This window comes from Roseibium sp. (assembly GCF_051016195.1).
GTDB lineage: Bacteria > Pseudomonadota > Alphaproteobacteria > Rhizobiales > Stappiaceae > Roseibium.
On record NZ_CP134616.1, the window covers coordinates 3,225,090 to 3,247,298 of the forward strand.

General features: G+C 58.5%; 23 protein-coding genes. 17 read left to right on the forward strand and 6 right to left on the reverse strand.

The features are described 5' to 3' along the window. Positions 1-101: 101 nt before the first annotated feature. On the forward strand, positions 102-1,196 hold the full coding sequence (locus RDA78_RS14665) for an HD-GYP domain-containing protein (protein ID WP_434056035.1): 1,095 nt from the start codon (positions 102-104) through the stop codon (positions 1,194-1,196). Between the two features lie 15 nt (positions 1,197-1,211). On the opposite strand, the gene hemF is transcribed toward RDA78_RS14665, so the two are convergent. Beyond that, complete coding sequence (gene hemF, locus RDA78_RS14670) at positions 1,212-2,141, reverse strand: oxygen-dependent coproporphyrinogen oxidase (RefSeq protein ID WP_434056036.1); 930 nt, start codon at positions 2,139-2,141, stop codon at positions 1,212-1,214. Positions 2,142-2,181: 40 nt separating this feature from the next. Next, on the reverse strand, positions 2,182-2,652 hold the full coding sequence (locus RDA78_RS14675; RefSeq protein WP_434056037.1) for a tRNA (cytidine(34)-2'-O)-methyltransferase: 471 nt from the start codon (positions 2,650-2,652) through the stop codon (positions 2,182-2,184). Positions 2,653-2,836: 184 nt separating this feature from the next. On the opposite strand from RDA78_RS14675, the gene RDA78_RS14680 reads away from it, so the two are divergent. The 13 genes from RDA78_RS14680 to RDA78_RS14740 all read left to right on the forward strand — a co-directional run bounded on the left by RDA78_RS14680 (position 2,837) and on the right by RDA78_RS14740 (position 16,604). Next, the gene (locus RDA78_RS14680; RefSeq protein ID WP_434056147.1) at positions 2,837-4,672 is read left to right on the forward strand and encodes an ABC transporter ATP-binding protein; all 1,836 of its coding nucleotides are present in this window, start codon (positions 2,837-2,839) and stop codon (positions 4,670-4,672) included. A 91-nt stretch (positions 4,673-4,763) separates the two neighbouring features. Beyond that, positions 4,764-5,165: a DUF2177 family protein gene (locus RDA78_RS14685; protein WP_434056038.1), complete on the forward strand. Its 402-nt coding sequence runs from the start codon at positions 4,764-4,766 to the stop codon at positions 5,163-5,165. Between the two features lie 284 nt (positions 5,166-5,449). Further along, on the forward strand, positions 5,450-7,243 hold the full coding sequence (locus RDA78_RS14690; protein WP_434056039.1) for a putative bifunctional diguanylate cyclase/phosphodiesterase: 1,794 nt from the start codon (positions 5,450-5,452) through the stop codon (positions 7,241-7,243). A gap of 391 nt (positions 7,244-7,634) precedes the next feature. Beyond that, positions 7,635-8,063 (forward strand): hypothetical protein, encoded by a 429-nt coding sequence (locus tag RDA78_RS14695; protein WP_434056040.1) that lies wholly within the window; start codon positions 7,635-7,637, stop codon positions 8,061-8,063. A gap of 2 nt (positions 8,064-8,065) precedes the next feature. After that, entirely contained in the window at positions 8,066-9,904 is a 1,839-nt protein-coding gene (locus tag RDA78_RS14700; RefSeq protein WP_434056041.1) for an ABC transporter ATP-binding protein, read from the forward strand. A 304-nt stretch (positions 9,905-10,208) separates the two neighbouring features. Next, positions 10,209-10,772, forward strand: coding sequence for a ubiquinol-cytochrome c reductase iron-sulfur subunit (gene petA / locus RDA78_RS14705; RefSeq protein ID WP_434056042.1), 564 nt, complete (start codon positions 10,209-10,211; stop codon positions 10,770-10,772). Between the two features lie 25 nt (positions 10,773-10,797). Next, complete coding sequence (locus RDA78_RS14710; RefSeq protein ID WP_434056043.1) at positions 10,798-12,063, forward strand: cytochrome b; 1,266 nt, start codon at positions 10,798-10,800, stop codon at positions 12,061-12,063. Positions 12,064-12,093: 30 nt separating this feature from the next. Beyond that, the gene (locus RDA78_RS14715; protein WP_434056044.1) at positions 12,094-12,933 is read left to right on the forward strand and encodes a cytochrome c1; all 840 of its coding nucleotides are present in this window, start codon (positions 12,094-12,096) and stop codon (positions 12,931-12,933) included. 461 nt (positions 12,934-13,394) lie between these two features. Next, the gene (locus RDA78_RS14720) at positions 13,395-14,276 is read left to right on the forward strand and encodes an S-methyl-5'-thioadenosine phosphorylase (protein ID WP_434056045.1); all 882 of its coding nucleotides are present in this window, start codon (positions 13,395-13,397) and stop codon (positions 14,274-14,276) included. 124 nt (positions 14,277-14,400) lie between these two features. After that, a complete protein-coding gene (locus RDA78_RS14725; protein WP_434056046.1) occupies positions 14,401-14,949 on the forward strand; it encodes an adenine phosphoribosyltransferase in 549 nt (182 codons plus the stop codon). Next, positions 14,909-15,604 (forward strand): 5,6-dimethylbenzimidazole synthase, encoded by a 696-nt coding sequence (bluB, locus tag RDA78_RS14730; RefSeq protein WP_434056047.1) that lies wholly within the window; start codon positions 14,909-14,911, stop codon positions 15,602-15,604. The genes RDA78_RS14725 and bluB overlap by 41 nt, the downstream gene beginning before the upstream one ends. A gap of 10 nt (positions 15,605-15,614) precedes the next feature. Beyond that, the gene (locus RDA78_RS14735) at positions 15,615-16,094 is read left to right on the forward strand and encodes a GNAT family N-acetyltransferase (protein ID WP_434056048.1); all 480 of its coding nucleotides are present in this window, start codon (positions 15,615-15,617) and stop codon (positions 16,092-16,094) included. A gap of 123 nt (positions 16,095-16,217) precedes the next feature. After that, positions 16,218-16,604, forward strand: a complete 387-nt coding sequence (locus tag RDA78_RS14740) for a hypothetical protein (protein WP_434056049.1) — start codon at positions 16,218-16,220, stop codon at positions 16,602-16,604. A 16-nt stretch (positions 16,605-16,620) separates the two neighbouring features. On the opposite strand, the gene RDA78_RS14745 is transcribed toward RDA78_RS14740, so the two are convergent. Both RDA78_RS14745 and RDA78_RS14750 read right to left on the reverse strand, forming a co-directional pair. Next, positions 16,621-17,109, reverse strand: a complete 489-nt coding sequence (locus RDA78_RS14745) for a MaoC family dehydratase (protein ID WP_434056050.1) — start codon at positions 17,107-17,109, stop codon at positions 16,621-16,623. Continuing rightward, a complete protein-coding gene (locus tag RDA78_RS14750) occupies positions 17,106-17,564 on the reverse strand; it encodes a MaoC family dehydratase (protein ID WP_434056051.1) in 459 nt (152 codons plus the stop codon). The genes RDA78_RS14745 and RDA78_RS14750 overlap by 4 nt, the downstream gene beginning before the upstream one ends. Before the next feature lie 245 nt (positions 17,565-17,809). Here RDA78_RS14750 and RDA78_RS14755 point away from each other — a divergent pair, with 245 nt between their 5' ends. Beyond that, complete coding sequence (locus RDA78_RS14755) at positions 17,810-18,709, forward strand: AraC family transcriptional regulator (RefSeq protein ID WP_434056052.1); 900 nt, start codon at positions 17,810-17,812, stop codon at positions 18,707-18,709. Positions 18,710-18,713: 4 nt separating this feature from the next. On the opposite strand, the gene RDA78_RS14760 is transcribed toward RDA78_RS14755, so the two are convergent. After that, a complete protein-coding gene (locus RDA78_RS14760; protein ID WP_434056053.1) occupies positions 18,714-20,495 on the reverse strand; it encodes an SLC13 family permease in 1,782 nt (593 codons plus the stop codon). 151 nt (positions 20,496-20,646) lie between these two features. Between RDA78_RS14760 and RDA78_RS14765 the strand changes: the two genes are divergently transcribed. Both RDA78_RS14765 and RDA78_RS14770 read left to right on the forward strand, forming a co-directional pair. Beyond that, complete coding sequence (locus RDA78_RS14765) at positions 20,647-20,814, forward strand: hypothetical protein (RefSeq protein WP_434056054.1); 168 nt, start codon at positions 20,647-20,649, stop codon at positions 20,812-20,814. Between the two features lie 239 nt (positions 20,815-21,053). Next, the gene (locus RDA78_RS14770; protein WP_434056055.1) at positions 21,054-21,218 is read left to right on the forward strand and encodes a hypothetical protein; all 165 of its coding nucleotides are present in this window, start codon (positions 21,054-21,056) and stop codon (positions 21,216-21,218) included. A 266-nt stretch (positions 21,219-21,484) separates the two neighbouring features. Here the strand turns inward: RDA78_RS14770 and pcp are convergent, their stop codons facing one another. Then, positions 21,485-22,153 carry a pyroglutamyl-peptidase I gene (gene pcp, locus RDA78_RS14775; RefSeq protein ID WP_434056056.1) on the reverse strand — a complete coding sequence of 223 codons (669 nt, stop codon included), beginning with the start codon at positions 22,151-22,153 and terminating at the stop codon, positions 21,485-21,487. Positions 22,154-22,209 lie beyond the last annotated feature (56 nt).

The window sequence follows — 22,209 nt, forward strand, 5'->3', positions numbered from 1 at the left end:
ATTTTAAAAGTAATCTCTGCAAGATAATCGTTGCACTTCCCTTCGGGAAAACAGCTGTATTTCATGTCTCACATGTTGTGAGGGCGCGAACGAGACGATCGATGGAAATAGTTCTCATCTCAGACGGGCAACTGCCGATGGATTCCCCGGTCAGGAAACTTCCGTTTTTCTTTCCGGCCCGCCTCATAAACATGGATATGGTGTCACCGCATACTGTCGGTGAAGGCAAGGTCGCTGTTGTCGAGCTGCTCGGTGCAACCGATGCCGGGCTGACCGCTCTGAAATCTTCCTGGGACAGCATCGCCGCCATTCCTGTCATCTGCCTCGTGTCATTGAAAAACCGGAGGGAAGTGATGCAGGCGGGCGCTCTCGGCAAGACGGAGACGCTTGAGCGTGACGCACCGTTTGCGCTTCTTTTGAAGCGGCTGAAGACGCTCATGGAGAGCGACATCCTTGAAGCGCTTCCGAAAAAGACACCGGAAACCACCGCAAGAGCCTATAAATCGAGCAACACGTTCCTTGAAAGCCTTTGCCTGTCCACGGTCGAGGGCGCCAAGATCCGCATAGGCCTGATGAACGAGAGCGCCGAGGAAATGCTGACCGCGCTCAAGAAGGATGGTTTGTCGTGCTGGCTGAACGCGGTTGAATCCCATCACAGCGCCACATACAGCCATTCCCTGCAGGTGGCCGGCCTGGCCGGCATGCTTGCCAAACACATTGGCTGGAGCGAGGAAGACTGCAAGCAAGTCATTGCCGGCGGGCTCGTGCACGATATCGGCAAGATGCGCATTCCGCTGACAATCCTCGACAAGCCGGGAAAGCTCACGCCAAAAGAGCGCGACATCATTGACAAGCATCCAGTCTTCGGCAGGGACATTCTGAAGTCCAGGCTGGAGGTGTCGCCGGATGTGAAGCGCATGGCGATTCAGCACCATGAGTTGCTGGACGGATCCGGCTATCCGAAAGGATTGCGCGGTGAGCAGCTGGTCCCCAAGGTTCGCCTGATTACGGTCTGCGACATATTCGTGGCGCTTACGGAGCAGAGGTCGTATCGCGAAAGTGTGCCATCACGCACAGCCGTGGAGATGCTCAAGGACATGGGGCCGAAGCTGGATCAGAAGATCGTGACCAGTCTGTCGCAAATGCTCTTTGGCCGGGCCTTCGGTGCTGTCACCCGGGAAGCGCCTGCGGCCTGACCGGCTGGTCCCGTCTCAGGGCCATTTCACGACCGGCGGCATTGAAGACAGGATCGAGGCGACGTTGCCGCCTGTCTTCAGTCCGAAGATGGTTCCACGATCGTACAGCAGATTGTATTCCACATACCTGCCGCGCCTGACCAGTTGCTCTTCGCGCTCGCCATCGGTCCAACTCTTCTGGAAGTTCTTCCTCACGAGCTCGGGATAAATTCCCAGGAAAGCCTCGCCGACAGCTTTTGTGAACGCGAAGTCGGCATCCCAGTCGCCACTATGCAGATAGTCGTAGAAGATGCCGCCAATACCGCGTGCCTCATTCCGGTGCTTGAGAAAAAAGTAGTCGTCGCACCATGCCTTGTAGGCGTCATAGTCGGCGACGGTGTGGTCTGCGCAGGCCGCCCGCATGGCTTCGTGGAAGGCGATCGTGTCCGGATCGTCCTGCGTCCGGCGGGCGTCCAGCACCGGTGTCAGATCCGCGCCGCCGCCGAACCACTGGCGGGTCGTTACGACCATGCGCGTGTTCATGTGAACTGCGGGCACGTGGGGATTGTGCAAATGCGCGATCAGGCTGATCCCGGATGCCCAGAACCGCGGATCCTCCGATGCGCCCGGGATCTGTCCCCGGAACTCGGGGGAAAATTCTCCGTGCACCGTGGAGACGTGAACGCCGACTTTCTCGAAGACACGCCCGTGCATCATGGACATGACGCCGCCGCCGCCGCCTTTTTCGCCGCTGCTGTCGGTGCGTTCCCAGGGCGTCCGCTCGAACCGGCCCGCCGGCTGGTCGGACATGGGGCCGGCACGTGTGCCGATCTCGTCTTCAAGGTCTTCGAACGCCTTGCAGATCCTGTCACGCAGACTCTCGAACCAGACGGGCGCCGCCTCCTTCTTTTCCTCGATATTGCCGGGGATCGGACCACCGCGATTTTCAGGAGCAGGTGCATTCATGTGATGAGCCTTGAAGTCAACAGGAGCGCCGGAGTGGCTTTCAATCCGGAGTCTTAGGAAAAGTGTCGGTCTGCCGCAAGGCTTCACCAAGCGCCATGCCGGCGGATACGGCAACATTGATCGAGCGCAGGCCCTCCGCCATCGGAATTTTCAGCCGCGCATCCACCAGATTGTGCACGCTCTCCGGGACGCCGGTGCTCTCGCGGCCCATAACCAGAATGTCGTCCGTCCGAAACTCAAAATCGGCGTAGACCTGATCCGATTTGGTCGTCAGCAGGATCAAGCGGCGGTTCTGCGTCAGCCTGAACAGCTCGAAGTCGGCGAAGCTCCGGTGACGGCGCATCGAAGCGCGTTCCAGATAGTCCATGCCTGCCCGTTTGAGAGCACTATCGGAAATCGGGAAGCCTGCCGGCTCGATCAGGTGTACCGTCACATTCATGCAGGCGCACAGACGCAGGATCGTTCCCGCGTTCTGCGGAATGTCGGGTTGATAGAGAGCTAGGTCGGGCATTGCTTGGGGAACACTTTTCAATACGTTCTTTCAGGCTGGGCTGGATATCAGCTTGGCCGGTCAATGTCATTCCCGTTCGCAAGACCCAAAAGTTTATTTGTTGGCCCGGTGACACCTGCCACGCGTAGAATGGTCATCAGAATCGCACCAGTTCCGGAGGCGGCACGTGTCCCCAATCTTCCGCATGTTTGAAACATGGATCGATCCGTTCGGAGAACCGCCGAAAAAGGACATGCCGCGGAACGGGGTCGCTTTCCTGGCCTTTTTCGTGAGGCAGGTCCGCTGGCCGTTCGTGGCCATGCTGGTGCTTGGAGGCCTCTCGGCATTCGTTGAAGTCACGATTTTCAACTTCCTTGGCAGAATCGTGGACCTGCTGGAGACAGGCAAAAAGGACAGTTTCTTCACCGACCACGCCTGGACGCTTGCAGGCATGGCGTTCGTGGTTCTGGTCTTGCGGCTGATCGTCAATTCCCTCATGGCGCTCGTTGAAGAGCAGACAGTCGTTCCGGGTTTCTTCAACCTGGTCAGGTGGCAATGCCATCAGCGCGTGATGAAACAGAGCCTAAGCTATTTCCAGGACGATCTTGCCGGGCGTCTTGCGCAAAAGGTTCTGCAATCGGGACTGTCCGCAGGCGATTTCATGGTCAATCTGTTGCAGGTTGCCTGGTTCATCATCGTCTACGCGGTTACGACCCTCGTTCTGGTCACGCAACTCGATCTGCGGCTTGGGGCGATCGTTGCCGTGTGGCTGCTCTGTTTCACCGTTACCGCGACTTACTTTGTGCCGCGCATTCGGCTGGCGGCAAAGGACACTGCTAATACCTATTCCGGCGTGACCGGTCGCCTCGTCGACACCTACACAAACATTCAGTCGGTAAAGCTGTTCGGGTCTACCGAGGAGGAAAACAGCGGCGCGCGCGAAGCGGTGGAACGCTTCATTTTCAAACTGAGGCGCTTCACGCGTTACCTGACCTCCATCAGGATGATCATGTCGCTGATCAATGGCGTGATGATCGTATCGATCACGGCCGTATCGCTGCTTGTCTGGCAGGACGGCGGCATCAGCACGGGCCACGTTGCCTTTGCGCTGAGCCTCATCCTGCGGCTCAACATTCTCCTCAACCGGCTGTTCAATCAGCTCAATGGCCTGTTCAGGCACTTCGGATCGCTTCAGGACAGCATGGAGACGGTCGTGAGGCCCATAACACTCACCGACGCGCCAGGCGCAGCGGCCCTCAAGGTCGATGCAGGCGCGATCGCGTTCGAGAACATCCGCTTCCACTACGGCAAGGATGGCGGTGTGATCGACCATCTGAATCTTGCCATCCGGCCGGGTGAACGGGTCGGCCTCGTCGGACCGTCGGGAGCCGGGAAGACGACGCTGGTCAGCCTGCTGCTCCGCTTCTTCGATCTGGAGACCGGGCGCATTCTCATTGACGGTCAGGATGTGCGGCTTGTTGCCCAGGAAACACTGCGCCGATCGATCGGCATGGTGACGCAGGACACCTCTCTGCTGCACAGATCGATCCGCGAAAACATTCTCTACGGACGCACGCGTGCCAGCGAAGAAGACCTTGTCGAGGCCGCCCGCAAGGCACACGCGCTGGAGTTTATCGAACAGCTTGCAGACAAAAAGGGGCGGAGCGGGTTCGATGCCTTCGTCGGCGAACGCGGCGTCAAGCTTTCAGGCGGCCAGCGGCAGCGTATCGCGATTGCACGCGTCCTGCTGAAAGACGCGCCGATCCTTGTGCTCGACGAGGCGACGTCGGCGCTCGATTCGGAAGTCGAGGCCGCGATCCAGGACAATCTGCAAAGTCTGATGGCCGGAAAGACCGTGATCGCAATCGCGCACCGGCTGTCAACGATCGCGGCCATGGACCGGCTGATCGTGATGGACAAGGGGCAGATCGTGCAACAGGGAACACACGATGCGCTTCTGGCAGATGGTCGCGGGCTTTATGCGCAACTCTGGCAAAGGCAGTCGGGAGGTTTCCTGAAGCCGGACGTTCAAACGGCTTGAGCGAGCCAACAAAGCGGAAAGCCGGGTTGCAAAAACATGATCCGACCCAAACCGGGACACGTATCAGCCCTATCTTGTTTCCGAGGGTCTCATGGTTCAATACATCACTGCCTATTTCGCGACTGCACTGGTGTTTCTCGCGGTCGACTATGTCTGGCTGTCGCAGATTGCAACGCGGTTCTATTTCGACCGCATCGGACATCTGCTCATGGACAAACCGAATATGGGTGCGGCCGGCGCTTTCTACATCATCTATGTCGTCGGTATCGTGATATTCGCGGTTGCACCGGCCCTGAAGTCCGAAAGTCTCGCAATTGCGATCATATACGGAGCCATGTTCGGATTCTTCACCTATGCGACCTATGACGTGACGAACTATGCAACGCTGCGAAACTGGCCGGTGATCGTCACCGTTGTCGATGTTGCCTGGGGAACGGTTCTTTCGGCATTTTCGGCGGGGATGGGTTACGTGCTGACACGGATGGTCTCGTAGCCTTCGCTCAAATTTTCAACCCGATATACGGTGACTTCGAGGCCTTGCGGTAAGGTATGCTTGCATCGGGGCCAGTTACAGCTGATTTCCGCACGTCTTCTACAATCCTTCGTTGCGTCTATTGTCAATAATACGACTGCGTAGGCGCCGTCTGCTTAGCGTTTCCTTCAAATTATTCTGTCAGGATAGTCTTCAACGGGTGGAGCTATCGACGAACTGGCATGGAAACGCTTCCGGCCGATTGGCCTGCAATATTGCTGTTTGTTTGTGCCGGAGCGGGAGCCTTGTTCTTCTCCGCGGGATATGTTTTCGGCCGGCAGCGCACGGCTCGTCCGCACACTCCGGGAAATTCGGAATTCGGCAATGATGCCGCAATCCTCAAAACGGTGGTTGAGCATGCGCATGAAGGCCTCGTCCTGCAGGACGTTTACGGCCGGATCGAATGGTCCAATCCCGCCTATACCAGGATAACCGGCTACACTGCGGAGGAAATCCGGGGGCGACGCCCTCAGGAATTCGTGCTTCCGTCCAACAAACAGCTTCCGCAGGATGAACTGGAAAACTTCAAGTTCGATCTGGATAAGTTTTCTTCGGGCTTTAAGGAACTGATCCAGAACCGCCGAAAGAACGGCGAACTTTTCTGGAATCAGCTGACATTTGCACGGATCGAAGCCGAGACCGAAGACGATACCCGCATGATCATCCTGTGCCAGGATGTGACGCGCGAAGTCGAACGTTTCGCGGAACTGGAGGAAACCCGAAAGCGGCTCAAGTTCCAGGCGGAGCATGACGAGTTGACCGGTTTGGCGACCCGGGAGAAGATCACGGAATTCCTGCAGGAGCGTCTGTCGGCCGGCCGCGAAGACGCGCACCAGATCGGCCTGGTGCTGCTGGACCTGGATCATTTCAAGGATATCAACGACAGCCACGGTCACAGCACGGGCGATGCCGTGTTGCGGCATGTCGCAAGCGTCCTCAAAACCGTGTTGGGGGATCAGGGACTGGCCGCGAGAATCGGCGGCGATGAATTCATGGTTGCCTTTTATCGGCCGGTTGAACGGGTCTTCATTGAACAGCTGACCCGCCGCCTGCTTGACGAACTTCTCAAGCCGGTCCTGATCGAGCAGCAGAGGCACAAGATCGGAGGAAGCGTCGGCCTCGTGCTCGCCGATTGCGCAAAGGTGGGTCTCGAGGAACTCATCAACTGCGGCGACATCGCCCTTTACGCGGCGAAAAAGTCGGGACGTGGACGGTTCTCCTGGTATACCGAAGCGCTCGGAACGGCACACCGGCACCGGCGCATGAGCATGGCGCAGCTCGATCACGATCTGGAGAACGGCAATCTGACGCTGCTGATGCAACCGCAGTTCGATCTCAATGCACGGCGTATCACCGGGTACGAGGTATCCGCCCAATGGCTGCATCCTTCCGAAGGACTTGTCGACCCGAGGACGCTGTTGAGCAATCAGGATGACGTGAAACGCATTTCACAGGTCGAGAGATTTGCGCTGGAGCAAGGACTTGCAGAAATGAGCCGACTTCTCGAGGCGTCCGGGACAGAACTAAGGCTTACGGTCGACCTGACCGCTGCAAGCCTGAGCGACCCGGAATTCGGGGTGCTTCTTGTGCAGCTTTGCGAAGACGCGGGGTTTGCGCCGTCCGACCTGACCATCGAACTCGATCCGGAGATCATCCGCTTCGGGGAATGCGCCCGGTTGAAAGAGACCCTTGAGACCCTCAAGAAACACGGTTGCCGTATTGCGCTCGACAGTTTCGGCAGCCTTCAGAGCGGATTGGGACAACTCATCGAAAGCGGGGCGAACCTCTTGAAAATCAGCCCCTCGCTTATCGCTGACCTTGAAACAAGCATCGACAGGAGGCACCTCGTCGAAGCCATCGTCAACCTTGCACGGAAATTCGATTATCAGGTTGTTGCGCTTGGTGTTGACCGTCCCGAACAGGCCAAAATTCTGCGGGACATGAGGTGCGGGCACATTCAGGGCGGGTTGATTTCACCATGGGTTCCGCCCCGGGAAGCTGAAATCCACGTACGAGACTTTGTCTTTCAGGGGCACTGATGTTGCAACCCCGCCCGGTGGGCGCGCGCAATGTGTCCGATTGGCAACAGGTGTCAGTTTCCTCAAGGAATGGACAAGTTACCCCTTTCCATTTTCGCTCAAAACGGTTACCAACACGATCAGTCAACCTTACGTCGTTGGCTCTTGATTTTCCTTGTGGCCGTTGGCCGCGCAACCAGGAGGGCTTACATGATAGATCGTCATATGATCCAGGCATTTCCAGTCCCCACTGGCTGCACCAAGGTGGTCGTCAGGCAGCTATAGGCGCCAACACTTCCTTTCTCACATCCTAGTTCTGCGGTGACCGGCTTAAGCCGTCAGTGTGCTGCGCGTTTGTCTTCACGTGTCTGCCGTCACCATTGATCATTTTTCCGTTTTCGGAGCCGTTCCGATGAATTCGTTCTACCCACAGGACCCGTCCTTGCTGACGGTCCGTCCGGATGTCGAAGTGCCGCCGCCGCCTCCCGCTCAAAGAGGTGCGAAACGCCGGCTGGTGCGTGGATTGCTGCGCGCTGCCGCGTTTGCGGGCGTTACGATCGTTGTCGCCGTGGTCTTGTTCGTGCCCGTGCTTGCCTACAACCTGAGCCGTATCGAGGCTCTGGAGGTTTCCGGGCAACACATCCCCGTTTCCGTCTTCATTGACGATCTGGGCGCCCTTTTCTGGGGCACGGCGATCATTGCGCTCTCCTTTACAAGTTTAATGTCCGGCCTGTTCTTCATGACGGCCATGACAATCATTCGTCCGCGGTCCCAAACGATGAACAGTCAGGATGCCATGGCGCATCTGACCGTGTTACGTTTGAGCCGCTCTGAGAGGTAGTCATGTTTGACCGTTTCGAAAAGCTCGTGGATCCTTTCGAGAAGACCGAGCTCGACGTTCCGCCAAGCGGGTTCTGGGCGTTCTGCTGGTATTACACCAAGCCCGTCTGGCCGATCCTGCTCGTTGTCTCAATCCTGGGAGCGCTTATCGCTGTCCTGGAAGTCACCATCTTCACGTTTCTCGGCGAGCTGGTTACCTGGCTGAGCACAGAAAACTCGGAGACGTTCTTCCAGGACAACTGGGGGCAGCTTGTCTGGATGGGGCTCGTCGTGCTGGTTCTGCTGCCCGGTATTGCCGCCATTTGGGAGATGCTGTTTCACCAGGGCCTGATGGGCACATACCCGATGTCGGTGCGGTGGCGCGTCCACCGCTACCTTCTGCGGCAGAGTATTTCGTTCTACCAGAACGACTTCGCAGGCCGCATCGCCAACAAGCTGATGCAGACCGCTCTGGCGGTGCGTGAGGTGGTGACGCGGATCGCGGATATCCTTGTCTATGTGGTGGTGTACTTCGTCGCGGCGCTGTTCGTCGTTGCGGAGGCCAGCATTTATTTCGCGATCCCGTTCATGGCCTGGCTCGGCTGTTACCTGATCACAATGCGCATTTTCATTCCGCGGCTCAAGGACGTGTCACGGGAGCAGGCCGATGCGCGTTCCGTCATGACGGGTCACGTGGTGGATGCCTATACCAACATATCGACGGTAAAGCTGTTTTCCCACGCGGAGCGCGAAGAAGACTATGCCAGGTCTTCCATGACGTCGTTCCTGAAGACGGTGTTCCTGCAGATGCGCCTTGTGACCGGCATGAACATCACGCTGACGACCCTCAACATGGTGCTGCTGTTCGCCGTTGCAGCCATGTCCATCTTGCTCTGGCAGGCGGGCACGGTGACGACCGGCGAGATCGCCGTTGCGGTTGCGCTCGTCCTGCGGTTCCAGGGCATGTCGCAATGGATCCTGTGGGAAGTGTCGGGCCTGTTTGAAAACATCGGCACCGTGCAGGACGGTATCAACACGATCTCGCGTGAGCGGGATGTGGTGGACGTCCCCAATGCCCGGGCGCTTTCCGTGCCGAAGGGCGAGATCCGTTTCGACGGTATCGGCTTTCACTACGGCAAGAAATCCGGTGTGATCGAGGACCTGGACCTGACAATAGCGCCGGGAGAGAAAATCGGACTGATCGGCCGTTCTGGCGCCGGCAAGTCGACCATCGTCAACCTGCTGCTTCGCTTTTATGACCTGGAACGCGGGCGCATCGTGATTGATGGACAGGACATTGCAGGTGTGCACCAGGACGATATCAGGGCGAATGTCGGCGTCGTTTCGCAGGATACATCGCTTCTGCACCGGTCGATCTTCGAGAACGTCGCCTATGGCAAACCGGATGTCGAACGGGACGAAGTCGAGGCAGCGCTGGAAAAGGCTCACGCGATGGAGTTCGTCAGCGGCCTGACCGATCTCAATGGCCGCACCGGTCTTGATGCCCATGTCGGCGAACGCGGGGTCAAGCTCTCGGGCGGCCAGCGCCAGAGAATTGCGATTGCCCGGGTTCTGCTCAAGGATGCCCCCATCCTGGTTCTGGACGAGGCGACGTCCGCGCTGGATTCAGAAGTCGAGCTTGCCATCCAGGAGAGCCTCTTCGAGCTGATGAAGGGCAAGACGGTGATCGCGATCGCACACAGGCTGTCGACAATCGCGGCTCTCGACCGATTGATCGTCATGGATCAGGGCCGAATCATCGAGCAGGGCTCGCACCAGGAACTGCTCGATGCCAACGGCCTTTATGCTCAGCTCTGGCAGCATCAGTCGGGTGGCTTCCTGGCGCCGGTTCAGGCAGCATAATTCACAGCATGAGACAGCAAGATCGGGATTCATACGAATTCCGGTCTTGCGCTTTTTCGGTAAAAAAGGGCAGAAAAGCGGCATGGCTGTGTTTTTGCCTGCGACATATGCGTTTTGAGGCGTTTGTTTGTCTGGACAAGCGTATCGAAGGGTGCAAAAAGACAAGCCGCTTGGCCGGTGCGGAAAACTGCCGCACCTGTCCACCGTTGAGCCCGGCATGGTTCCCACTATCCTTCTTCCCAAGATAGCGGTGGAACATGATGCGGGCTATCGGTACAGGTAGAACTTTTGAGGGGACGCGACCTTGGCACACAACACGGATGCGGAAGAACCGAACCGCCGTGATTTTCTCTACATCGCGACCGGTGCAATGGGCGTTGTAGGCGCCGGTGCGCTGGTATGGCCGTTTATTGATCAGATGAACCCGGATGCGTCAGCGCTCGCGCTGGCATCGATCGAGGTGGACGTGTCCGCCGTGGAGGAAGGCCAGTCAATCACGGTCAAATGGCGCGGTAAGCCGGTGTTCATCCGAAACCGCACGGAAACCGAAGTGACCGAGGCCACGGATGTGCCGATCGCGGATCTGCCTGACAAGCTGGCCCGAAATGCAAACCTTCCGGTCGACGCCGAGGCAACCGATCCGAACCGCGGCGTAAAGGACAAGGAAAACTGGCTCGTTCAGATCGGCATCTGTACGCACCTTGGGTGTGTGCCGATCGGTGATGCCGGAGAGTTCGGCGGGTGGTTCTGCCCCTGCCACGGTTCGCACTATGATACGGCCGGCCGCATTCGTAAGGGCCCGGCTCCCGAGAATTTGCTCATCCCACCGCTCGAGTTTGTCGGCGATACGACAATCAAGATCGGTTAACGGCAGAAATTTTTAGGAGACAGCCATGGCTGGACATTCAAACTACGTACCGCAGAGCGCTGCGGCCAAGTGGCTGGAAAGCCGCCTGCCGGTCATTTCGCTCATGCGCGGTTCCTTCGTGGACTTCCCGACGCCGAAAAACCTGAACTACTGGTGGACCTTCGGCGGGATCCTGTTCTTCGTGCTGATCGCGCAGATCCTCACCGGGATCGTTCTGGTCATGCACTACACACCCAGCACCGACGCCGCATTCGACAGTGTCGAGCACATCATGCGCGACGTGAATTTCGGCTGGCTGCTGCGGTATCTCCATTCGAACGGCGCGTCGATGTTCTTCATCGCGGTCTATATCCATATTTTCCGCGGCCTCTACTACGGTTCCTACAAGGCTCCGCGCGAGATTTCGTGGATCCTCGGCGTGATCATCTTCCTGATCATGATGGGAACGGCCTTCATGGGTTACGTTCTGCCTTGGGGCCAGATGTCCTTCTGGGGCGCGACCGTTATCACCAACCTGTTCTCGGCGATCCCGCTCGTGGGCGAAGCGATCGTCACCTGGCTCTGGGGCGGATTTGCCGTCGATAACCCGACGCTGAACCGGTTCTTCTCGCTTCACTACCTGCTGCCGTTCATGATTTTCGGTGTTGTCATCCTGCACGTGTGGGCCTTCCACACCACGGGCAACAACAACCCGACAGGGGTGCAGCCGAAGACCAAGCAGGACACGCTGCCGTTCCACCCGTACTACACGGTGAAGGACCTTTTCGCGATTGTCGTTTTCATGATCTTCTTCTCCTGGTTCGCTTTCTATCTGCCGAACTATCTGGGTCATGCGGACAACTACATCGAGGCAAACCCGCTTGTCACACCGGCACATATCGTTCCCGAATGGTACTTCCTGCCGTTCTATGCGATCCTGCGTGCCGTTCCCGACAAGCTTGGCGGTGTCGTGCTGATGTTCGGTGCCATCGCGGTCCTGTTCATCCTGCCCTGGCTTGACACGTCGAAGGTCCGTTCCGGAACCTACCGTCCGCTGTTCAAGCAGTTCTTCTGGATCTTCGCGTTGACATGCGTTGCTCTCGGATACCTGGGCGCGATGCCGGCTGAAGGAATTTACGTGACGCTGTCGCGCATCTTCACCGCCTACTACTTCGCCCACTTCCTGATCGTCCTGCCGATGCTTGGTTTCCTGGAGAAGCCGCGTCCGTTGCCTGCATCGATTTCTGAATCGGTGCTGAAGGGTGGATCAGGGCAACCTGCCGGCGCAGCCGCCGCGCCGGAAACGAAATGACGCGAACCGGATCAGGAGTTATTTGAGACAATGAGCACCATGATCAAAATGGTTCGTTCCCTTGTGGCGGTGGCATCGCTTGCCATCGCGACACCCGCCCTTGGCGCGGGCGCCAATGTGGAAATCGACTACCAGAACTGGTCCTTTGCAGGTCCGTTCGGCTTTTATGACCGGGGTCAGTTGCAGCGCGGCTTCAAGGTCTATCGCGAGAACTGTTCCGCCTGTCACGGCCTGAGGCTTGTCGCCTTCAGAAACCTGGCGGAAAACGGCGGGCCGAGCTTCAGCGAAGACCAGGCCAAGGCAATCGCTTCCGAATACACCGTTGTCGACGGTCCGGACGATTTTGGCGACATGTACGACCGACCGGCTATCCTGGCCGACCGTTTCCCGTCGCCGTTCCCGAATGAGCAGGCAGCCCGTGCGGCGAACAACGGCGCTTACCCGCCCGATTTCTCGCTGCTGGCGAAGGCACGAGCAGCACAGCGCGGTTTCCCGGGCTTCGTGTTCGACATCTTCACGCAGTACCAGGAAAACGGCCCTGACTACATCTACTCGCTTCTGACCGGGTATGTGGATGCGCCGGAGGGTGTCGTCGTGCCGGATGGCCAGTACTACAACCACTCGTTCCTGGCCGGCGAGTTCATCTCGATGGCACCGCCGCTGTTCGAAGAGGCTGTCGAATACACCGACGGCACGCCGATGACGGTCGAGCAGTATGCGAAAGACGTTTCCGCATTCATGATGTGGGCCGCAGAGCCGCATCTGGAAGACCGCAAGAAGATCGGCTTTCGCGTGATGGTGTTCCTGATCGTGTTTGCAGGTCTGCTGTACTTCACGAAGAAGCAGCTCTGGCGCAACGCGGAACACTGATCCGGGACAACTCCGGCAGAACCTGGAAGGCGGGCCTTGAGCCCGCCTTTTTCGTCGACTTGCCTCCTGAGCCCGCTGCCCACTTGTTCTTGAGGCACGGAGCTTCGAAAAATGGGCAGTGAGGTCAGTGCGGCTGTGCCATCCTTCGAGACGGATCTGGCGATCCTCCTCAGGATGAGGCCGTTTTTGATGCGGCGCTGAAGAGCATTAGGCTCGGCATTTGCCGGTTCAGACGCTCCGCCACTACTCCCTCATCTTGAGGTGCGGAGCGTAGCGGAGCCTCGAAAGATGGGCGGCAGATTCTGAGACAGCCCTTGCGGTTCTCGCCAGGACGAGGCTCGGGTTGTTGCAGCGCGACAGGCATTCGGTCCGGCTTTTTTGCATTTTGACCTATTCAAGTCTCCTGCCGCTTGTTAATCAGCTGACAGGACTGGATTCTCGTTTCAACTGGAGACTTGGCAATGGCTGATGCGGTTCTTGGGATTATCGGCGGTTCGGGCATTTACGATCTCCCCGGGTTGGAAAATGCCGAATGGATTACCGTTGAAAGCCCCTGGGGAACGCCCTCCGATCAGGTCCGGATCGGCGAGATCGACGGCTTGAAAATCGTGTTTGTTCCCCGCCATGGCAGGGGGCACGTCTATTCGCCGACGACGATCAACTACCACGCGAACATCGATGTGATGAAACGCTGCGGGGTCACGGATCTGCTCTCCGTGTCTGCCTGCGGATCGCTGAAGGAAGAACATGCACCGGGCACCTTTGTTCTGGTGGACCAGTTCATAGACCGGACGATTGCGCGCGAGAAAAGCTTTTTCGGAACCGGGTGTGTCGCGCATGTGTCCATGGCAACACCGGTCAGCCCGAAGCTGATCGAAGCTGTTGCCGCGGCAGCGGAAGCCGAAGGCCTCGCCTATGCGAAGGGCGGAACCTATCTGGCGATGGAAGGGCCGCAGTTTTCCTCTCTCGCCGAGAGCCATCTCTACCGGTCCTGGGAATGCGATGTTATCGGCATGACCAACATGCCGGAAGCCAAGCTCGCGCGCGAAGCGGAGATCTGTTACGCGACAGTTGCAATGGTCACCGACTACGACAGCTGGCATCCCGATCACGGCGAAGTGGACATCCAGTCGATCATCAAGGTTCTGCACGACAATGCCGAAAACGCACAGCGTCTCGTCGCCCGGGTCGCGCGGGATCTGCCGAAGGAACATCAATCCTGCCCGGCGGGCTCAGACACGGCGCTCGAGTTCGCGTTCATGACGGCTCCCGAAAAACGGGACCCCGCGCTTGTGGCGAAACTCGACGCGGTGGCCGGACGTGTCCTGAACAAGGCCCGGTAGATCCAAGGCAGCCACTGCAGCAATCAATGCAACCCGATGAAATCGCTTCGATAAATCACGCAAACTTGTTATAAGCGTCCGTCGGGGCATGTGCCGGAACGATCAGCCGAAGAAAGAGAGCTCGATGACCGAACAGACGATCCATGATGAACTGGTCGACTCGATCCGCACGATCAAGGACTATCCGAAAGAAGGAATTCTGTTTCGCGACATCACGACGCTTCTGGGCAACGCGCGGGCGTTCCGGCGCGCCGTCGACGCGCTTGTACAGCCGTGGGCCGGCTCGAAAGTCGACCAGATTGCCGGGATCGAGGCCCGCGGCTTCATTCTCGGAGGGGCGGTGGCGCACCAGTTGTCGGCGGGCTTCGTTCCGATCCGCAAGAAGGGAAAGCTGCCGCACGAGACCGTCCGGATCGCCTATTCGCTGGAATACGGTCTCGATGAAATGGAAATGCACAAGGATGCCATCCAGCCAGGTGACCGGGTGATCCTGGTTGACGACCTGATCGCGACCGGCGGAACTGCGGAAGCGGCCTGCAAGCTGCTCAAGTCGATGGGCGCCAACATCGAGGCCGCCTGCTTTATCGTCGATCTGCCGGACCTCGGTGGACGCGCAAAGCTTGAAGCGCTGAATGTGCCTGTTCGCACGCTGGTGGAATTTCCCGGGCACTGACCTCATGCCTCCTCCAGCGGATGTGCCGCAGTTCTCCCACCAGTTCCGGCAAGATTTCGAAACCCTGCTGAAATGGCGGCGGGACGTCCGCCGTTTTCGCGCCGATCCGTTGCCGGACGGCATGCTCGACCATCTGCTACGCCTCGCAGATCTTGCGCCGTCTGTCGGCAACAGTCAGCCCTGGCGCATTGTCGTCGTTGAGAACCAGGAAAGACGTAACGGGATAACGGCCTGTTTCGAAACGGAAAACAATGCCGCAGCTGCCGGGTACGAAGATGACCAGGCAAGCCGGTACAGGCAGCTCAAGCTGGCCGGGCTGGAGGAGGCGCCGGTTCACCTGGCGGTTTTCAGCGACAAGGATCCGGAGCAGGGGCATGGTCTTGGCCGCGCGACCATGCCGGAAATGCTGGCCTATTCCACGGTCGGCATGGTGCATACTCTCTGGCTGGCCGCCAGATGCGAAGGAATAGGCGTCGGCTGGGTCTCGATCCTCGATCCGGCATCCGTCTGCGAAATCCTTCAGGTTGACGAGAACTGGCAGCTCGTGGCTTATCTATGTGTTGGTTATCCCGAAGAAGAACATGTTGACCCGGAACTGGAACGAGCGCGATGGCAGGCGCGCAGTCCACTTTCAAGCAGGGTTTCCCAGCGGTAGGAGCGTTCAAATGCCTGTAGTCATTCGCCAAACGGAGGAGGGGGATTATCCCGCGGTGCGTCAGCTCCTGACCGATCGCTGGACCGCACCGGAGATCATGCTGGACAACGAGATGGTCGATGCGTCACGGCTGCCTGGCTATGTCGCCTTCGACGGAAACGATCTGGTGGGTCTGGTCACGCTGATCAAGCGGGACGGGGAGTGGGAGATCCTGACGCTGGATTCGATCAATCGCTGGGGCGGTGTCGGCAGTCAGTTGCTGGATGCCGTCGTCACGGAGGCGCGCTCGCAGTCCGTACCGCGGCTGACCGTCAGGACATCCAATGACAATCTGGATGCCTTCCGGTTCTATCAAAGGCGCGGCTTCCGCTTCGAGCGGATCGGGCAGGGGGTCATTGACGAAGAGCGCGAACAGAAGCCCGGCATTCCGCTGCGGGGAGACTACGGGATCGAGATCCGCGACGAAATCCTGTTCGCGCGGACCCTTTAGGCGCATTCGACTTCGATCCTTTGCAGGCGACGTATTTCGTGTCCTGCGCTCTGATGAGATTTGTCACGCCAAATCCTGTATGCTTCAGGGCAGACGATGCCATTTGCGGAGGATCGAACGCGCATGGCCCAGCAGTTGAGACGGCAAGAAAACCTGGTCACCGTGGCGCGCGCGTACGGTCCGATGGAGTGGGCGCTGGCGGCATCGTTTCTGGAGAGTGCCAATATCCGCGTCTGGACCTTCGATCAGGCCATTGCGTCGGTCGCCTGGGACAAGATGATCGCCTGGGGTGGCGTTTCAATACGCGTACCGGCATCGCAGGCCGATACAGCCTCCGCGCTCCTGGACGGTTTCTCGCCCGTGCGAACCAAAGGCGCATTGGACAAGGTGCTGGTCGCGATCCTCGTGTTCTTTCTTTTTCAAGTGCCCCCGCCGCCCTCCGGCTACTTTCATCAGCGTGCCCTGGCGGTCTCCGGAGAGAAACGGGAAGACACGTCGCGCGATGTTTAGGCGGCCATAGTCATGGTCAGTCTGACCGGGCACCCAGCCGTTCGACAAAGACGGTTGCCTTGAAGGAGAATACGAGCGTTCCGTCCTGATTGTGCGCCAGCATGTCGGAGTGAAGGAGGCCCCATTCGGGCCTGCTTCGGCTTTCGGTCCTGCCGGTCACGATCCGGGTATAGGTCAGGGTGTCGCCGACGAACACCGGCTTGATCCATTTCAGATCCTCGAAACCGGGCGAGGGGCCGATCCGGGCGAACGGGGTACCGGCTTCGCGGGCCTCCGCCTGCATCGCCTTCATTTTTGCGACGAACAGCTTCATGAAGACGGAAGCCGTGTGCCAGCCCGACGCGCACAGGCGTCCGAAATGGGTTTTTGCCGCCCCTTCCTCGCTCAGGTGAAAGGGCTGAGGATCGTATTTCTCCGCAAAGCGGATGATGTCGTCCTTCCGGAATGTGTGACGTCCGAGCTCCAGCCTGTCGCCCTCACGGATATCTTCAAAGAAATCGATCATCGGGCAGGCTCCCGCCTTTCAAACAGGACGGGGTTCTCCCAGTCGATCACATCCTTGCCGTTCTGATTGGCAGCGCGGATGCGGATGAAAACGAGACCGAGGCCGGGTTTGGACCGCAGGGCTTTCGTTCCCAGGATTTCGGCATGCGCTGACAGGATGTCGCCGGCAAAGACAGGGTGTTTCCATCTCAGCTTGCTCACCCCTGGTGATCCGCGGCCCGTGCTCTTGTTGAAGAGGTTCAGCGCCAGGAGGCGCATGACGATGCTGGCCGTGTGCCAGCCGGACGCTGCCAGTCCTCCGAGCATCGACGCCTTGCCGCCTTCCTCGCTTATGTGAAAGTCCTGGGGGTCGAACTCGGTGGCGAACTCGATGATGTCGTCCCGGGTGACCTCGATCGACCCCAGCGGGATTTCCTGTCCGGGTGCGAAGTCTTCAAAAAATTGCGGATGTGTCATCTGGTTGGGCTGTGTTGTCTGGAACCGGAGCCGGTCACGGAGGCGGCGGGAGGGCGTTGATGTTTTCTGTCGTAGCACATGAGCGGAGGCAATTTCGATAGGCAGGACACAAAGACGCGCTCACAGAAGAGTACGTGCTCAAAAAAGGCCATGGCCCAAAGCTGACGTTCCTTCTGACCAAGTCAGCAAGATTTGTCAGATCGCCCGGTGCTAGGGTCTCCGAAATCAAGCAAAGGCCGTTTCCAATGACACAGCACGAAAAACCAAAGATATCGCCGAAGGATGATGGCTATCTCAGGCGCTTCACGCGGGTCATCGAATACATCTATGCGCATCTCGATGAAGATCCGGACCTGGCCATGCTTGCCGAAGTCGCAGCCCTGTCTCCGTGGCATTGGCACCGGGTGTGGCAGTCGGCCTATGGCGAATCCATCGTCGCGACCGTCAAGCGGCTGAGGCTGCACCGGGCCTCGGCGGACCTGACCTATTCCAAGATGCCAATTGCGGATATCGCTGCACGCGCCGGCTACAGCAGCCTGGAAGCGTTCAGCCGCAGTTTCAAGAAAGTCTACGGCCAGTCTCCCTCGACTTATCGGGAGGCCGGTGTCGAAGGCCGTCTCCAGCCCGCCAATGGCGGCGCTCCCATTCCAAAAACAAGAGGATCTCTTCTCATGCATCAGGTCGAAATCAAGTCCATTGCCACCGAAACGCTCGCCGTCATTCCGCACAAGGGCGCCTATATGGAGATCGGAAAGGCATTTGAAAAAGCCGTCGGGGTTCTTGCCAGCCGTAACCAGCTTGGACAGGTGGGCGCGATGAAAGGGCTCTACTATTCCGACCCGACATATGTCCCGGAAGACGAATTGCGGTCAGCCGCCGGAGTGGCAGTGTCCGACGGGTTCGACGTTGAAGCGCCATTCGAAGCGGTTGAAACTTATGGCGGTGACTATGCCATCCTGCACTACAAGGGGCCTTACGCGGACATGAAGTGGGCCTATGAATGGCTCTATGGCGAGTGGCTTACCCAGTCGGGCCGCGAGCCTGCGGATGCACCCTGCATGGAGGTCTACCTGAATAATCCGCGAGATACTGCGCCGGCGGATCTTCTGACCGATATCTGCCTGCCTCTGAAACCGGACGCCTGAGCGGTCAGGCAGACAGGGGCCAGAAGACCAGGATTGCCGGGATCGCTATCGCAAGCACAAGGAGCTCCAGAGGCAGGCCGATGCGCCAGTAGTCTCCGAAGCGGTAGCCGCCCGGCCCCATGATGATGGTGTTGTTCTTGTGGCCTATCGGCGTGAGGAAAGCGCAGGATGCGGCAACCGCAACGGCCATCAGAAACGGATCGGGATTGACGCCGAGGCTTCCGGCGATCTGCACCGAAATGGGCGCCGCGATCAGGCAGGTTGCGACATTGTTCAGAAAGTCGGACAGGGTCATGGTCACGATCATCAGCACCGTGAGCGTGACCCAGGCCGGCGCGCCCGCCGTCAGAGCGACAATACCGTCGGCGATTAGCTGTGCATTGCCCGAGTTCTCGAACGCCTGCCCAAGCGGTATCAGTGACCCGAGCAGCACGATCACTTTCCATTCGACAGCGTTGTAGACTTCAGAGCCGCTGACAAGGCCCGTCGCGGCATAGAGGACGACACAGGCAGCGAGCGCTACCGGAAGATAGGCAAAACCGGCCACGGCCACCGCGATGGCCAGTATGAAGCCGGCAATCGCCAGCCAGGCCTTGTTGCGCTGGATCATGTCTGTCCTGCGGCCTTCCAGAGGCAGTACGCCCAGCCAGCCAAACGCGTTTTCAAGCCTCTCCTGGGTCCCGATCATCAAAAGCACATCTCCAGGACGGATGATCTCGTGACGGACGCGTTTCTGAATACGGCGTCCCTCCCGGGAAATACCGAGCAGGGTGACGCCGTGACCGTAAAGAAGCCGCAGTTTGAAGGCGGTCGTGCCCGTGATGCGCGCGCTGTCGGGCGCTATTGCCTCGGTGAGCGACAGCGAGGAACCGCCAAGGCCGCCCTTGTGCTGTTCCGACCCTGCAAAGTCCAGCTTGGCGGCTCCCATGAAGCCTTCGATTGCTTTCGGGTCGCCCTCGACCACGAGAAAGTCTCCGCTCTTGATCGGTTCGCGGCGCGCAAAGCCCCTGATCCGCCGGCCGTTCCGGATCAGGCCGATTATGACGACATCCTTTTCTTCCGCGACCGGATAGAGATCGCCAACCGCGACCGGCTTGTCCTCCGAGACCTTGCTTATCTTCAACTCGGCTGAGTAGAGACTTTCGGCGAAATCCTCGTCCTTTGGCTTCTCCCTGAAATGAGCGGGCAGGAAGCGCCAGCCGAACAGGGCGACGAACGCGATGCCGAATACGGCCACTGTAAGCCCGACCGGTGCGAAATCGAACATGGCGAAAGGGCTGCCGAGCGCATCGGACCGGTATTCTGCGATGACGATATTGGGCGGTGTTCCGATCAGTGTGATCATGCCGCCGAGAATGGTCGCGAAAGACAGCGGCATCAGCGACAGGCCGGGCGAACGCCCTGCCTTTTTCGCAGCTTCCAGATCGAGAGGCATCAGCAAGGCAAGCGCCGCCACGTTGTTGATGATGCCGGAGAGGCCCGCGCCGACCACCGACATCAGCGTGATGTGGCGGGCAAGACCCCTCGATGCCGACAAAAGATGGTTCGCAATGAGCTCGACCGCACCCGAATTCATCAGCCCCTTGGAGACGATCAGGACCAGCGCAATGATGATGACTGCGGAATGTCCGAAGCCGGTGAAGATCTGATCTGAGGGAACAAGCCCGAGAAACGCGCCGACGATCAGCGCCGCAAAGGCAACGAGATCAAACCTGATCCGTCCCCAGACAAGCAGCGCAAACACAATTCCGAAAAGCACAAACAAAGCGATTTGGTCAAAGGTCACGAAAAACGACTCCGGAGAAAAACAGTGACAACGGGGCCAAGCTGAACATGGCCGAATGTTAATCTCAAGGCCACTCATCGGACATCTGCCATGGCCATATCTCTTTCAGACGCAAGGCAATGGTGCACTTGCAAGGAAGGGAGTGAGGAAAATGAAATACAGAGGTCAATCTTACGACAGTGTCGATGTCATGGCCCGCGCGGCGCAGAGCCAGCAGGCGTTTTTCGGATCCTTTTTCGGGTTTGGAAAAAACAAGGGCAAATGGCATGACAAAAAAGGTCCGAACCCGCTGACCATGCAGGGGCTGGACCGCAGCTGACAAAACCCCCGCTGGATGACCGGCGGGGGTTTTGTTGTCCGGGCCCCGGTTTTGCCAACATTTGACGGCGCGCTGGCCTTGCAACAGTGTGTTTTATCTAAATTTTCTTCTTTAAATCAATAATTTAGCATCTTGTGTTTTATCTGTAATGTGTGCTTCACATATTGGACATTTACGCTCCCCATATCTCTGACAGACGCAAGAACAAAGGGTTCTTGCACCGGGAAGGGAGTGAAACCATGGAATACAACATTCGTTCCAACTACCAAACGCACCGCCTGACACAGGAATACGGTGCACCGAAAACAGGCTGGAGTTCACGGTCCGGCCATCACAGGCGGCGCAAATGGCAGGACCAGCAGGGTCCGAACCCGCTGATGATGATGGGACTTGACCGAAGCTGAGAAAAAACCCCGTTGTCAAACCAACGGGGTTTTTCTTTGCTGCATTGGCCCGTTTCGACCGACCGTGATCGACAGGGCCGGAAAAGCATCGGCCGTGACTTCCACCCCGTAACTGCGTTGTACCGTACCGACACCGGGTGGCGTCCCGCTAAGGATGACGTCTCATGCGGCCAGTTCAACGCACTTACAGCGTTGCGGAGCTTATTCGATTGACCGCATCGCGCTGTGCCCCTCGCCCTGGATATAGGCTGAATTGGGTCTATCACCTAGACCTGCAGGCGGCCCGAGATCGGGTCGTCGGTATCCTTTGGATGCGTGACAAGCGCGGCAAGTGCAAGGCGCAGGCCTTCGGCCGCGGTTTCAACCGACATGCTGGGCGCGCCAAGATTGTTTTCCATTGCCGCGACCTCGGGAAGGTGAGGGAGGTGAACCCAGCCGGCCGCTACAGCGCTGCCAGCCCGCGCAAGGTGGTGTAGGATTCCGTAAAAGAGATGGTTGCAGCAGAACGTGCCCGCGGCATCCGAAATGTCTGCGGGAACACCGCCTTCGCGCATGGCCTTGACCATGGCCCGCAGAGGCAAAGTACTTTGATACGCCAGCGGTCCGTCCGGCGCTGTCGGTTCGCCCTGCAGCGAGACACCTGCGTTGTCCCTCAGTCCGTAGCGCGATGAATCGTTGAAATTCAGCGCGATCCGTTCAACCGTGATCGTGGCCCGGCCGCCAAACTCACCCATCATGACGACAGCGTCGGCCCGGGTTTCCACCATTGCCTGCTTCACTGCGTCAATGCAGACGAAGAACGTGTTGGGGATGACCCTGGAAACGATCCGCGCGCCTTCGACGGTTTCTCCGTCGAGGCGCCGGGCGACCATCTCGGCCGGATTTACCGGTGTCGTCCCGAAGGCTTCGAAACCGGTTAGCAGGATCGTTTTCATGCGGGTCTCGCTCTCCCCCGTGTTTTGCCGTTCACGCCACCAACGAAATCGCGGGG